A 13,540-nucleotide genomic window follows, 5' to 3' on the forward strand; every position below is an offset into this window, starting at 1 on the left:
TCAGTAAAGCCAGGGAGAATACATATTCTTTCCTAGTTTCATCCCTATACATCCCAAGAATACTGCGCCTGAGCTTGCTATCTTGATCTGGAATAACATCTGAGAAACCAATCCGTTCCGGGGGAAATCCGGGTGGTGGCTTAATTTTAGTTGGTAATACTTTTTCAATGGCAATCAGATTCTTGATATCCTCAAAGGCTTCAACCAGTTCCTCGTGACCTGGCTCAACTGGTAGATCCCGAACAATATCAAGACCAATTGCTCTAGGTTTGTAGGTTTCCAATCTCCGGAGCAGCCTTGCAATATCTTGATCCGGTATGGGATAGGTTCCTACATCCTGGATATCCTTTTCATCAATGCCAACAATAACAACCCGTTCATCCATAGGTTCAGAAGGACGCAGGCGCAGAAAAGTATCGAGGGTGATCCACTCGCTAAATTGAAGTGACCCATTGAGACGGGCTAACATTACCAGTCCAATCACTGCAATTCCTGGCAGTTCTCCTCCACGCCAGGTAGCAATTTTGTTTTTTATTTTTGGCCAAATACTTAGCAACAACAGGTTTTTTCCTTGCTTAATTTATCAATCAATAAACCCTTCTTCTCTGGCTCGCATCTCGGTTTTAATTCGGAGATTCTTCCCGTCTTCAGGATAAACACCCAGAACATCTCGAATTTTCGTCCAGTAGTGAACCACAGTTCGGGGAGCTATCTTCATACGCTCAGCAATTGCCTTATCCTGCAATTCCTCATGAAATGCTAGGGTGATTACCTCCAGCCACTCTGGCTTGACTTCTCCTTTGAGCATCTTTAGATCTTTTGTATGGGTTAATCCCTGCAATGCCCAGTCAACTCTGGTTAACATAACCTGACCGGAGAAACCCTTATCTACCACCGTGAAACCCCCTTTGTGCTCGTCAATCTCATCCTTAATCCGCACCAGAGCTTTGAGGTAAGTGCTGAGCACCACAAGATTGAGGTTGGGGTATTGCTTCATCACTATCTGCAATAGTTTAATACCGGTGTCGATTTTAGCTGTATTCTCAGAAGCTTCTGGAATGGAAAGATCTACAATAACAAGGTCAAGCTGAAATCGTTCCAGTTGTTCCAGAGCGCTCTGGAACGTTTGAGCTGTTAGGATTTCCGCTTCTGGATACTTCCGTCGTAGGGTGTCGATTATTCCACCCAGCATCAATTCGTGGTCATCAACCACAAGCAGCTTCAGTTTCCCTGGCTTTGGTAAATCTTGGCTCATCATCAATTCCTTCAATGTTTGCTATTCACCATTGGAACCTATCGTTGCAATTTAGCCAACGAGGGGTTAATACAGCGCTACGCGGAAGGCAAGAGGCAAGAGGCAAGAGGCAAAAGTTTACTAAAACAGCTTTTGCTGCTTTTATCAATGTCAAACACCTTAATGGGTAGTGCTATACAGCCAGGTTTTTTCTGTCATGGTTCTTAAGTTAAACCACTGCTGACTGAACTTTTAGCTTAAAAAGACACAGATAGATAAAGCAATCCCCTTGTCTACCAAGTTGATTGCTGGTTTAAGACAAGAACTAGTAAAATTCGGTCAGTAGGATTGCTGAAAACTACATACTGCCACTAAAATCTTCTGCCAACTATTCCTAACCCTCTAGTTAGCAAAGGGTATCCAGGGAGATTCAGCTTTTGAGGTCGATTAATGGACAAAATTGCTCTGATGCTGATCTGATGGCGGTCTTGAGAAGATTACATATAGATGCTTATAGGAATGCGATTGGCCTACGGCCACGCTAGGCGAACGCAAAAACAAATCCCTACTAAACATGGGTATATTGTTTAACTAATGGCTACAATAGCTCTGATGCTGATCTGATATTGGTCTTGAGAAGATTATATATAGATGGTTAGAGGAATGCGATTGACCGTAGGTCACGCTACGCGATCGCAAAAATAAATCCCTAAATTACATGGGATAATCATTCAGCTATCAGTATTTAGCTAATGCACTACGCCCACGGCTGACGGCTGACATCTCAATCAACGCCAAATCTTAATCTTACCCTTGCCGCCTCCACTTACTAGGATTCGTCCATCAGGGCTAAAAGTAACCGGATAACAACCATTCAGATTGCGCAGTAGCTTTCCAGTCCGTAGGCTCCAAAGTTTAATCTCGTTTATACTGGCACTGACTACTGTTTCTCCATCAGGGCTAATGGCAATGGAAAGCACCGCTGTTGAATGTCCAGTTAGAGAAAAGATTAGTTTTTCAGTGTGGAGATTCCACAGTCTGACGGTTTTGTCAGCGCTCGCGCTAGCGATAGTTTTACCATCAGGACTGATAGCAATGGAAGTTACCCATCCTGTATGTCCTGTAAGAATAGAGCGCTGTTGATACCCGCGTCTGTTCCAAAGTCTAATGGTTTTGTCATTACTACCACTAGCGATAGTCTGACCATCGGGACTAATAGCAACACAATTAACCATGTTTGAATGATCAGTTATTGTGTGGATTAGTTTTCCTCTCAAGCTATCCCAAACTGCGATGGTCTCATCACCACTAGCACTGATCAGGATTTTACCATTTGGGCTAAAAGCAAGATCCGAAACCACAGCTCCATGACTGAAAGGAGAATTTGGTTTATTGAAGATGCCAGAGAAGGTTTTTGTCCGTAACTTCCAACTGGTAATCACGTTATCAAAGCCACCAGCAATCAGCATCTGTCCGTTGGGGCTAATGTTTACTGCCTGAACTTCTCCTCCTTGTCCGAAGAAAGTGTAAATGGATTTCCCTGTTGTTAAATGCCATAGTTTTACAGTTCTATCATCACTGCCACTGGCAATAATATCACTATTACGACTGATAGCAACGGAATTAACGTTTCCTATATGTCCTTTGAGAATAGTATTACATTTCAAATCTAGATGTGATTTAACAGTTATTAAATTATTAAGGTTTGCTTTAATCACTTGTAATTCTTTATCAATATCTATATCACTAAACTTTTGTTTATAGGAAAGCTCAGCATTGCCTAGTTTTTCTGTTGGTTTAGACTGATTTACCCCCAAAAGGTTTGCTTTAAGCACTTGTAATTATTCTTCAACGTCTAAATCCTTAAACCTTTGTTCCAAGGATATTTCAGCTAGGATTTCTAGGTTCATCATCGCCTGGTTATAGGATTTCTGCTGAGAGAACATCTTGGCTAAGCCATAAATACCAAGTCCAACGACTCCACCAGCAGCAGCGATCGAAGACATACTAACCCCGATGGCTGTCCCCCCAACGTAAACAGGGAAGGGGTCTCCCGTTATACCCGGAGGGTTAGCGGGAGGGGAATTACCTGACGGGGTATTCTGGTTATGGACATAACTCTTTAGCTGCTCGATAGTAACGCCGCCACAAGAAGCCACAAAATAAGAACCTGTCCAGAAAACTTTTTTGTCACCGTAAAACCGCTTTAAGCACTAAGAAAATTCTTGACGAATCAATCTACTGGTTACAGTTTTGATATTGGCTATTAGCTTGACTGGAGCAACCTTAGGATTAAGGTCAACAAGCAAATGAATATGATCTTCCTCTCCGTTGAACTCTACTAGGTTGCAGTCCCATGTGACACAAGTATCAGAGCAAATCTGCTTTAACCTAATCAAAATTTGTTCTGATATGACTTGTCGCCTGTACTTGGTGACAAGTACAATATGTACAGTAAAACGATACACAAACCTGTTTACTTTTGTCTAATTACCTTTCATAGTTTGACAGCAAGTGCTACAATAAATTTATGATACTCACTTACTGTTACCGAATCAATCCCAGTCCCGAACAAGTCGCCATCATGGAAAGGTGGCTCGAACTACTGCGTCGTCACTGGAACTACGCTTTAGGTCAACGGCTTGACTGGTTAAATCGGACTCGTTCTGCGATCGACAGGTGCAGTTTAGTGAGTGAGCCAATTGGAGAAATTCCAGAGCCGGTAAACTATTACACTCAGCAAGCAGATCTCAAAGAAACCAAAAAGCTATTTCCTGAGTACAAGAAGATCTATGCAGAAACCCAACAGGTAAACTTACAACGTCTCAACAAAGCTTGGGACAGATGGAGAAAACCTGATGTTAACGGCAAGCGTGGAGGTAGACCTCGTTTTAAGAAAACGGGAGAGCTTCGATCGTTTGTTTTCCCCAGGGTAAATAGCTCTAAAGCGGGTGCGCATTTAATTGACAGCGTTTTAAAATTAAGCCGAATTGGATCAATGCCTGTCATAATGCATCGACCATTACCTGTAGGTTTTACCCTTAAGCAATGCACCATTGTCAAAAAGGCCGATGGTTGGTACTGCTGTCTCTCCATGAAAGATGATACCGTACCTGAACTACTACCCTTAGATTCAGTCAAGTCTGCCGTGGGTATTGACGTTGGTTTAGAGAAATTCTTGACCACTTCTGATGGAGAAGCGGTACCTATTCCGCAATTTTACAGGAAAGCCCAGGGAAAGCTTGCTCAGGCTCAGCGAATAATGTCTCGTCGAGTGAAAGGGTCAAACAATTGGAAAAAAGCCAAGCACAAAGTAGCCTTGTTGCATCTTCATTTGACCCGATGCAGAAAAGAATTCCATTATCAGGTTGCTCATTGGTTGTGCAGTAAATACGACCTAATCGCTCACGAAAACTTAAACATAAAAGGTCTTGCTAGAACCAGACTGGCTAAATCAATAAATGATGCAGCTTGGGGGGCGTTTCTGGAGATATTACAAGCAGTGGCGGTCAAACGCGGCTTGTTAGTTCAGGAAGTCAATCCACGCGGTACAAGCATCGAATGTTTTAACTGTGGTTCTAGAGTCGAGAAAAATTTAAGCGATTCGGCGAAGCCGACGCTGCGCGAACGCGTTCATTGCTGTTCTAGTTGCAACCTCAAAGTTGATTCGGCGAAGCCGACGCTGCGCGAACGTGATTGGAATAGCGGAATTAACATTTTAAATCGTGGACTATTGGCGGTTGGACTACCGCTTGATGGCTGTGGTAAATCGGCACAGGATGTCGTTCGCGCAAGCGTCGGCTCCGCCGAGGAACAGCAAGTCTCTTTTGTGAGATTGAGAAGCCCACATCATAATCTTTGATTTGATGTGGGAGTAGTCACAACTCAGTCCCATACCACCTACTGTGGCAGAGATACCAGCCCCTGTAACCGCTCCCAGTCCCACTGGCCCAATGGCAATAAGATCCCCTTCCTGTATCGCCCTAACAGCGCCATAAGCAGCAGCGCCAGTTATTTCTCCTATACCTGTCATCGTGGTCGTACCAATGCCCACGCCACCAAACCCCCCGACTAATCCCACACCGCCAATAGTCGAGGATAGATTAGCTCCCGCTGCTGCTCCAGCTAGGGTGAACAATACACTCTGTTGCTTGGTCATGATTACTTTCTCAATAAGCTTACACTTATAGAGTTCCCAAAAAGGCGATTAGCCCTTTGGGCCACGCTACGCGAACGCACCAAACCAAACCCCACCGGTACCAAACCGATGGGATACATAAGTACCAGTAACTAGAATAGAAAAAACTCTTTTGTGCGGGAAGTAGCTCAATCATGACAGTAGCCACCACACCTGTTGAAACTAATCCGATTGTGCTGAGGATGCCCCCAGCATTGGACATGGATGATGACCAGTTTTTTGAATTTTGTCAGATTAATCGAGATTTACGGATTGAACGCACATCAGACGGAGAAATAATTATTATGCCCCCAACAGGCAGTGGAACCGGAGGTCGAAATTTCAGTCTCAATGGTCAGTTGTGGAGTTGGGTAGAACAAGATGGCACAGGCAAGGGTTTTGACTCTTCTGCTGGCTTTAAGCTTCCCAATGGTGCGGAGCGCTCCCCTGATGCTTCTTGGGTAAAGTTAGAAAGATGGGAAGCCCTAACACCTCAACAACAGGAAAAATTTGCTCCTCTATGCCCAGATTTTGTGATTGAATTGCGTTCCCCCAGTGATAGCGTCAAAGATCTCAAAGACAAGATGGAAGAGTACATAGACAATGGTGCGAAGTTGGGGTGGTTGATTGACCCCAATAATCGTCGAGTGTATATTTACCGTCCTGGTGGGGAAGTGGAGCAGTTGGACAATCCTGCTACGGTAAAGGGGGATGAGTCGGTGCTGCCGGGTTTCGTGCTGAAGCTGGGGAAAATCTGGTAAGGGTAGGAGTTATCAGCACCATCGTCACTTGTAAAATTAAGGGTTTCTCCACCCTTCAATAATTCTAATTGCTACGTTCAAATATGGGTTATCAAGGAATTCTTCAATTGCTCCTTGACCACCTTCTTTGAGAGCATTAACTAGCCTTTCTTTCTTGGTTGGTGTAATGGCTGCACTGACAAAGGCTTCTTGCTGTACTTCTGTGGCGGTAGGATTGTTTTTCTCTAGTTGTTGGAGTAATTGCTGAATTTCAGCTGCTGCTTCCGCTAAACTTTGGGTTGGTTCTGGTGTCACATTATGATTCTCAATATTTTGTGTAGCGTTGTCGCCTGTTGCGACCACCGGAGCATTAGCATTCATAGCGTGCCTTTGGTCTATATTAAAATTCTGTGGATTATCTGACATATCATTCTCCGCTTTAGCTATAACATCAATAATGCTTTGAATAGGTTTATTAGCGTGTAATTTAATAATTTCGATTAACTCCGCACTTTGCTCACGATAAATTACTATCTGATCATCTCTAGCTTTTAGTTCTGCTTTATATTTTTCTTCCATAGCTTTGAGGCCAAGTTCATAGTTTTGCGTGAAGTCACTATGAATATTTTCCTTATTCGTGTCAGGGGGAACACTTACCTTAACAACAACTACACCATCCCCTTTATGTTCAATAGTCTGAATAGTTAGTTCGGTATCTTCATTCTCTACTTGGACTTTTTGGAAAGCTGCAACAAAAGCTTTCCAATCAACACCGTTCCGGAAAATAAAGTCAACAGTATTTAAGACCTCTTGGAATAGCTTGGTAAATTCTCCTGGTTTAAATTCACCACTACTTGGACGACGCTCGCGGTTATCTGTTCTAGGCTCAGGGTTTTCTAACAGATAAATAAATCGGCAATCAACATCTTCTAGCTTAGTACTACTTTCAATATTCCACGCTTCTAAACAAGCTCCCGTAAGATAAGCATGAGTAAAATCAGTACCAATTGCTTCAACTAGATTTAAATTAGCCCATTCTAAATTAGCATCCTCTAAAGTTGCTTCCCTAAGATCAGCCTGTTTTAGATTAGCCTTATTTAAATTAGCCCCTCTTAAATTTGCACCTCTGAGATTACCATTAACATAAGACTTATTGTAACCATTACCACTAACCAATAATTCTCTGACAGCTGTGTCAGCTAAGATAGTTTTACCTGGTCTAGCTCGGTCAAGCTTAATAGTATTTTTCCAACAAGTACGAGTAAGATTAGCCTCCCTTAAGTCTGTACTTTTGAGGGTAGCTTCTTTTAAATTAGCATCGGTTAGGTCAGCTTTGTAAAAACTGGTTCCTCCTGTAGCAGCAAAAGCAATAACAATAGTGCGAATCCAGGCATCTCTGGGGTCCCCTTTTAGAGCACGCCAGCCCAGGTAGGAACCAAGTAAGGCTATGACAAAGGCTACGGCGGCTTCGGCTCTGGCTAGGGCAAAGGTCAAGGCCAAGGCTAGGGCAAAGACAAAGCCCAAGGCTACGGTTACGGCAAAGGCACATGAGGCAAAGGCTAGGGAAAAGGTTCCAGCTACGGCAAAGGCTACGGATCCAGCTAGGGCAAAGGCTAGGGCCAAGGCAAAGGCCAAGGCTCCGGCTACGGCTACGCCTAGGGCCAAGGCTAGGGCAAAGATTCCTGGGGCAAAGGCTCCGGCTACGGCTCCGGCTACGGCTATAGCTCCGGATACGGCTATAGCCGTAGCTATAGCTACGGCTATAGCTCCGGCTACGGCACCTCCAATACCTTGACGGAATATAACAGCAAATAAGACAATTATTACAACCAAAGCTATCCAGCCGAAGGCTTGCTCTTGTTCGGGGTTAGAGTTAACTATTGACACTACTAACAGCCCACCAAATAAGGAGGAAATTCCAGATACTCCTGAGGTTATCCAGGAAACCAAAAGAAGAATAATTGCCCACCGTTTTTGTAATCCAGCCTTCGCCTTACAGAACTGAGTTCCTGTTAGATTAGCATTCTTAAAATTTGTTCCTCTAATATCCGCTTCACTAAAATCTGCCCCTGAAAGGTCTTTCCCCTGAAACGATTGACCTCTAAGATTTACCCTGCGGAAATCCCTTTCTCCTGCTGCATATCGTCTCAGAACTTCTTTAGCTTTCATCAGTCAGAATCATATCTAGGAAAGGGAACAGGGAGTCGGGAGTCGGGAGTCAGGAAGTTTAGTTTTAATACTAATAGGATGATAAACGCTTGTTGTCAATCAACTGGTAATAATTCTTAATAAACCCTATTAATTGTGTTTCTTAATCTACATACTGTTCCAGACAAATATCCAGGGATAGGTTGTTGTAGCTGAAACCCACTTCTACCATTGCGATACTGGGAAGGAACCGCTAAACGCGATCGCATTAAGTTCTAGATAGGGTGCATCTGCTAAAAGCTGTTTCACCTGATGGTGCGTTACGGTGCGGGCTGTTTCAACAAGGGGCGAAGAAGCGAAAAATCATGGCTCGCCCGCCCCTAACGCACCCTACACCTTCAACCTTCAACCTTCAACCTTCAACCTTCAACCAAATAAACCTTCAACCAAATAACCTTCAACCTAAACACTTCACCCAAGCCTCCCTTACCTCAGGTGAACCATACCAAAGCCCCTTCCTCCTAGGAGAATGGAACACCTCATCAAGAGTAATATTAGTGGCTCTAGCCAAATGAGCAGCAGCAATGGGAGTAATCCCATCTCCCCAGCAATTCCCTTCTCCACAAGTGAGCTTGTAACTGTTGTAAGCCAACCAGCTGCCTAAACGTCGCTTACCATAAATAGCCTTACCAGCGACACAAATATAATGGACATCTTGGTGAAAGGCTCCTGGATAGTTATCATTCACAAAATCAAGATTGCGTTTAGTCCAACGTTCCTGACTGAGATGGGGTGTTCCCAGAGTCACCAAGGTAGAGATATAGGAATGAGCATTCCATAACCCTACCGAGTCATCAGTAACATCTCCATGAATCGTGTAAGGCTTTTCTCCTAGATATATCCTGGCAATCCAGCCACCAGCAGAGTGACCGATTAAATTAATCTGTGATGTGTTATTCTTCTCCAACTGTTGTTTAACAGCTTGGTCGATTTTTCGCAAAATTGGCACCACAGAGCGACCACCGAGGGTAGGAAACCAATCCTGTTGGCGTATTGGTACAGTAGTTGCGGCAATCCCTAGCTGTTGTAGTGATTGTTCTAAATCACGGTATTCACTAGCGCTAGCAAAATAGCCCGGTAAAATAACAGTTGGTAATGGCATCGGTGGTAATTTTAAATTTTATAGATAATTTTAAACTTTTGTGAAACTAGGTACACTTTATGGTATAAGTGTTGGTCCTGGGGATCCTGACCTGATCACCCTCAAAGCACTACGTATATTGAAACAGGCACCAGTAGTAGCCTTTCCTACTGGAGTCCGTGGAAAACCAGGACTGGCTCAACAGATTGTCGCTCAATGGTTGGAGAATCATCAGGTGCAGTTACCCTTGACATTTCCATATGTGCAGGATACCGCTATCTTGACCCAAGCATGGCAAGTTGCTGCTGAGCAAGTCTGGAATTATCTAGGATTAGGGCAAGATGTAGCATTTGTGTGCGAAGGAGATGTGAGTTTTTACAGCACATTTACCTATTTGGCACAGAGGCTACAACAGTTGCATCCTGAAAGCCTGATTCAAACTGTACCAGGGGTATCTTCCCCCATGGCTACAGCATCGGTGTTGGGATTACCCTTGACCATTCGTGATCAGCGCCTGGTCGTGCTACCAGCTCTCTATAATGTCGAAGAACTGGAAAAGGTTTTGACTTGGGCAGATGTCGTAGTCCTGCTCAAAGTCAGTTCGGTTTATAAGCAGGTGTGGCAAGTGCTGCATCGACATCAGTTGTTGGAAAATGCCTATGTGGTAGAACGAGCAACTCTACCGGAGCAGGTGATATATCGTAATTTATGCGATCGCCCTAATCTGGCATTACCCTATTTTTCTCTGCTAATTGTTAAGGTAAACCAATAGATAGCAAACCAATAGATAGCAAACCAATAGATAGCAATGTTTCAGCCATCGATGTAGTTGTTATAGCTAGCCCCAGCAAGATCGCTCAATAGATTTGCCAAGACTGAATTGAATAAGCATCTCCTCAGCCGAGAGCTTATTAGCAACCATGGAAATAAGTGAAAAATAACTGCCATGTCCGATGCTTCTTTAATTAAAAACATCCCAGAAATGCTGAGTCACCCCCTAGTGATTTCAGTTACCGCCTCTCTGGGGGTTCATATGCTAATCGTACCGATCTTAGGTGATTTGTTGAAGAATCAAAAGCCTAAGGGAGACTCAATGGTGCAAGTGTTGGAGTTAAGCCCTCAACAACTGAGCCGTGTGCCCAAGTCGGCTGCACCACCACTGACCCTGCCAGCTCTACCAAATGCCAAGACTCCGAGCAATCCCTCCATCCCTTCGTTATTTAGTGCTTTCCCACCCCCTCCACCACCGCTACCTTCAATACCTCCTCTCAAGCCCCTGAAAAAAATTCCCACACCCCCACCTCTGAGATCCTTACCGATAAAACCCTTACCCACAATTGGCAAGTATCCTTTACCACTGCTAAATCGCCAAAGACCGATTATCACCAGAGGGTCTTTCCCGATCCAGCTACCACCAAAACCCAGGACACCACTACCAGCCCCACCACCGCAACCTAAATTCACATTCGATACAGAGTCTTTGAATCCAGGTTCCTTCCAGACCGGTTCCTTGCCAGTATTTGGGAATTCTAGCAACCAGATTCCTGACCCATTAGAGGTTCCTAACCAACAGCCACCGGTATCGGTTACTCCACCTCCTCCACCACCACAATTTTCCATCACCCCTCCTCCTTCTGAGCCTACTAAACCAGTACCTTCTAGTGCTGTTGCGATCGCACGACAACGTCAGAACAATTTAGTGGCTCAAGTGCGGATGCGGCGGAAGCAACTGAAAAAAGATGTAACCAATACCAGTGATGAGGAAGCTAGGAAAAACCTGGTGGAATGGATGGCTTTGGTAAAGGATACCTTACCCAAAAAGGAAGTCATACCAGAAGCAATAACAGTTAGTGCTACTTATCCGAAAGACGCTTGTATTAAGAAACTAGAAGGCACAACAGTCTTCGGAATTTTAGTAGGTGCTAATGGTGAAGTGACTAATGCACAGCTGATTCAGAGTGCAGGGTACGGCATTTTAAATCAGCAGGCACTGGAAGATATTCAGTTCCGCAAGTTTAACAACCAAACTGGTACAACAAAACCCTACCAGGTCAAAGTAGCCTTTGACTATGATCAAGGCAACTGTCCTAGTCTATCGGTTTTCCAAGAAACTGCTAACCAGCCAGTTCCAGCAAAGCCAAATACTGTTAGTGGGGAAAACGCTGCTGCCAACAATCCAGTAATAGTAGTGCCTAAGCCAGAAACCCCTAGCAATAACTCTGCTAATAATAACTCTACCGATAACAATAGGACAGTATCAGTTCCAGTAAAACCGAATAGTGCTAGGGAAAATTCCAACACTAGACCCAGAACAATATCAGTACCAGTGCGGGAGAATACCTCTAGCCAAGACTCGACTCCTAAACCCAGGAGGGTATCAATACCAGTGCGGGAAAATACCTCTACTCAGGAAAATACTCCTAAACCCACAAGGGTGAGAGTACCAGTGCGGGAGAATACCTCTACTCAGGAAAATACTCCTAAACCTACAAGAGTCAGAGTACCAGTGCGGGACAATACTCCTACTCAGGAAAATACTCCTAGACCTAGAGCAGTGCCTGTACAGCAAAATACTCCTAGTCAGGAAAATACTCCTAAACCCACAAGGGTGAGAGTACCAGTGCGGGAGAATACTGCTACTCAGGAAAATACTACTCAGGAAAATAGGACCAACACTACAGCTGTGCCAGTCAAGCCAGCTCAAGCTACTAATGAAAACTCAGGGAAAGAATCCGTTCCAGCAGCAGCAGCCACTGAAAACCAAAACTCACAAGAGGATAAAGCGTGCAAGTTCAAATCTAGATCAGCTCGCAGGCGCAACAGAATAGACTCCTTTACAACACCATCCTCAAGGTCATGTAAATAAGAGCTTTCTGTTAGTTAAAGCCTGGGTTGTTGGTCAATGGAGCATTAACATTATTTTAGAATTAAGAATTAATAATTAAGAATTGAGAATTGAGAATTGAGAATTGAGAATTGAGAATTAAGAATTAAGAATTAAGAATTAAGAATTAAGAATTAAGAATTAACCATTCTGCCTTCTACATTCTGCCTTCTACATTCTACATTCTGCATTCTACATTCTACATTCACCATTCTGCATTCACCATTCTGCATTCTTCATTCTCCATTCTGCATTCACCATTCTGACAGACAATCTTGAAGCGTCTTAGCGACTGGCAGGGAAACTGCCACCGATGAAGTGGACATCACTGAAGGTTTCGATCCATAGACGAGCGCCACAAGGCAGTGGGTTATCTGGCTGATAGGTAATCCGACAAGGGCCGAGGATTTCTACCTGGTTGCCGTATACATTGTTGCCACTTCGTTTTACTGAAATCACTGGTTTGCGTTCTTCCGGGCGTTTGTGGATATTTGAGCCAATGTGATTGCGGTTGACATTAATCTTGGCTAGAGCCGGAGGACGACTGGTACGCCATTTGCCTTTTGGTCCTCTAGTGCCTTTAATGATTTGGGGCATATTGTTGAACAGAGGAATAATCCAGAATTTCCCACTTTTATAAGCACCCCGGACGCGACCCTTCTCTAGGAGTTGTCGCAATCGTCTCGAAGAGATTCCAAGGAGAGATGCCGCTTCGGTAGTACAAACGCACTTGTTCATCAGTTTCTTTTTTTAAACTATTCCGATAGTTGTATTATAAAGGAAAAACAAGGATGAAGCAACCCCTTATAAAGGAAAAGGAGAAGGCTATGGAAAATTTTGTAAATTGACCTTAGGTGTGCTATCGGTCGGACTTGAGACAAGTTTGATATAGCGTTCGCGCAGGGTGGCCATAGGCCAATCGCGTAGCGTGACCTACGGTCAATCGCTTTAAGCGTGGCCTTTTGGCCAAGGTCAATCACATTCCCTGCCCCTTCCAAACACCGATTCTGCTGACTCAGTCATCGGGAAACTGCCAGCAGGAGATACGTTCTACATCATTACTACTACACGACTTGGAAGGTTTCTCAACTGATTGACTGACAAAACCCTTGAAATGCTGATTCTCCCGTAGGTTGGGTTAGCGATAGCGTAACCCAACAAAAGCCTGACTGGTGTTGGGTTTCGTTGCCTCAACCCAACCTACGCCATGATCTTT

The 13,540-nt window shown here is 44.1% G+C and carries 11 protein-coding genes and 1 pseudogene; 4 read left to right on the forward strand and 8 right to left on the reverse strand.

Annotated elements, in window-relative coordinates; all coding sequences use genetic code 11:
• The 4 genes and pseudogenes from F6J99_RS30970 to tnpA form a co-directional block, all read right to left on the reverse strand.
• The coding region (locus F6J99_RS30970; RefSeq protein ID WP_293118698.1) for a CHASE2 domain-containing protein at window positions 1-559 on the reverse strand (559 nt) is incomplete at its 3' end.
• 24 nt (window positions 560-583) lie between these two features.
• A complete protein-coding gene (locus F6J99_RS30975; RefSeq protein WP_293118700.1) occupies window positions 584-1,258 on the reverse strand; it encodes a response regulator transcription factor in 675 nt (224 codons plus the stop codon).
• 764 nt (window positions 1,259-2,022) lie between these two features.
• Window positions 2,023-3,069 (reverse strand): WD40 repeat domain-containing protein, encoded by a 1,047-nt coding sequence (locus F6J99_RS30980; RefSeq protein WP_293118702.1) that lies wholly within the window; start codon window positions 3,067-3,069, stop codon window positions 2,023-2,025.
• 258 nt (window positions 3,070-3,327) lie between these two features.
• Window positions 3,328-3,809: pseudogene (gene tnpA / locus F6J99_RS30985) on the reverse strand (IS200/IS605 family transposase); the annotation flags it as partial.
• On the opposite strand from tnpA, the gene F6J99_RS30990 reads away from it, so the two are divergent.
• The gene (locus F6J99_RS30990; protein ID WP_293118704.1) at window positions 3,765-5,096 is read left to right on the forward strand and encodes a transposase; all 1,332 of its coding nucleotides are present in this window, start codon (window positions 3,765-3,767) and stop codon (window positions 5,094-5,096) included. The pseudogene tnpA and the gene F6J99_RS30990 overlap by 45 nt on opposite strands.
• On the opposite strand, the gene F6J99_RS30995 is transcribed toward F6J99_RS30990, so the two are convergent.
• A complete protein-coding gene (locus F6J99_RS30995) occupies window positions 4,980-5,393 on the reverse strand; it encodes a hypothetical protein (protein WP_293118706.1) in 414 nt (137 codons plus the stop codon). The genes F6J99_RS30990 and F6J99_RS30995 overlap by 117 nt on opposite strands.
• A gap of 173 nt (window positions 5,394-5,566) precedes the next feature.
• Here F6J99_RS30995 and F6J99_RS31000 point away from each other — a divergent pair, with 173 nt between their 5' ends.
• Window positions 5,567-6,172: a Uma2 family endonuclease gene (locus F6J99_RS31000; RefSeq protein WP_293118708.1), complete on the forward strand. Its 606-nt coding sequence runs from the start codon at window positions 5,567-5,569 to the stop codon at window positions 6,170-6,172.
• A 36-nt stretch (window positions 6,173-6,208) separates the two neighbouring features.
• Here the strand turns inward: F6J99_RS31000 and F6J99_RS31005 are convergent, their stop codons facing one another.
• Together F6J99_RS31005 and F6J99_RS31010 are read right to left on the reverse strand one after the other, a co-directional pair.
• Window positions 6,209-8,320: a pentapeptide repeat-containing protein gene (locus F6J99_RS31005; protein ID WP_293118710.1), complete on the reverse strand. Its 2,112-nt coding sequence runs from the start codon at window positions 8,318-8,320 to the stop codon at window positions 6,209-6,211.
• Between the two features lie 436 nt (window positions 8,321-8,756).
• Window positions 8,757-9,461 carry a lipase gene (locus F6J99_RS31010; protein WP_293118712.1) on the reverse strand — a complete coding sequence of 235 codons (705 nt, stop codon included), beginning with the start codon at window positions 9,459-9,461 and terminating at the stop codon, window positions 8,757-8,759.
• Window positions 9,462-9,501: 40 nt separating this feature from the next.
• Between F6J99_RS31010 and F6J99_RS31015 the strand changes: the two genes are divergently transcribed.
• Together F6J99_RS31015 and F6J99_RS31020 are read left to right on the forward strand one after the other, a co-directional pair.
• Complete coding sequence (locus tag F6J99_RS31015) at window positions 9,502-10,212, forward strand: precorrin-2 C(20)-methyltransferase (protein ID WP_293118714.1); 711 nt, start codon at window positions 9,502-9,504, stop codon at window positions 10,210-10,212.
• A 174-nt stretch (window positions 10,213-10,386) separates the two neighbouring features.
• Window positions 10,387-12,306 carry a TonB family protein gene (locus tag F6J99_RS31020; RefSeq protein ID WP_293118716.1) on the forward strand — a complete coding sequence of 640 codons (1,920 nt, stop codon included), beginning with the start codon at window positions 10,387-10,389 and terminating at the stop codon, window positions 12,304-12,306.
• Between the two features lie 303 nt (window positions 12,307-12,609).
• On the opposite strand, the gene F6J99_RS31025 is transcribed toward F6J99_RS31020, so the two are convergent.
• Window positions 12,610-13,062 carry a helix-turn-helix domain-containing protein gene (locus F6J99_RS31025; RefSeq protein ID WP_293118718.1) on the reverse strand — a complete coding sequence of 151 codons (453 nt, stop codon included), beginning with the start codon at window positions 13,060-13,062 and terminating at the stop codon, window positions 12,610-12,612.
• Window positions 13,063-13,540 lie beyond the last annotated feature (478 nt).

Origin of the sequence: Moorena sp. SIO4G3 (genome assembly GCF_010692305.1) — a bacterium.
GTDB lineage: Bacteria > Cyanobacteriota > Cyanobacteriia > Cyanobacteriales > Coleofasciculaceae > Moorena > Moorena producens_A.

Bases quoted from the DNA above. Each gene is read 5' to 3' on its own strand.
- F6J99_RS30995 (WP_293118706.1), bottom strand. From the start codon at position 5,393: ATGACCAAGCAACAGAGTGTATTGTTCACCCTAGCTGGAGCAGCAGCG.
- F6J99_RS30990 (WP_293118704.1), top strand. From the start codon at position 3,765: ATGATACTCACTTACTGTTACCGAATCAATCCCAGTCCCGAACAAGTC.
- F6J99_RS31000 (WP_293118708.1), top strand. From the start codon at position 5,567: ATGACAGTAGCCACCACACCTGTTGAAACTAATCCGATTGTGCTGAGG.
- F6J99_RS31025 (WP_293118718.1), bottom strand. From the start codon at position 13,062: ATGAACAAGTGCGTTTGTACTACCGAAGCGGCATCTCTCCTTGGAATC.
- F6J99_RS31020 (WP_293118716.1), top strand. From the start codon at position 10,387: ATGTCCGATGCTTCTTTAATTAAAAACATCCCAGAAATGCTGAGTCAC.
- F6J99_RS30975 (WP_293118700.1), bottom strand. From the start codon at position 1,258: ATGATGAGCCAAGATTTACCAAAGCCAGGGAAACTGAAGCTGCTTGTG.
- F6J99_RS31010 (WP_293118712.1), bottom strand. From the start codon at position 9,461: ATGCCATTACCAACTGTTATTTTACCGGGCTATTTTGCTAGCGCTAGT.
- F6J99_RS31005 (WP_293118710.1), bottom strand. From the start codon at position 8,320: ATGAAAGCTAAAGAAGTTCTGAGACGATATGCAGCAGGAGAAAGGGAT.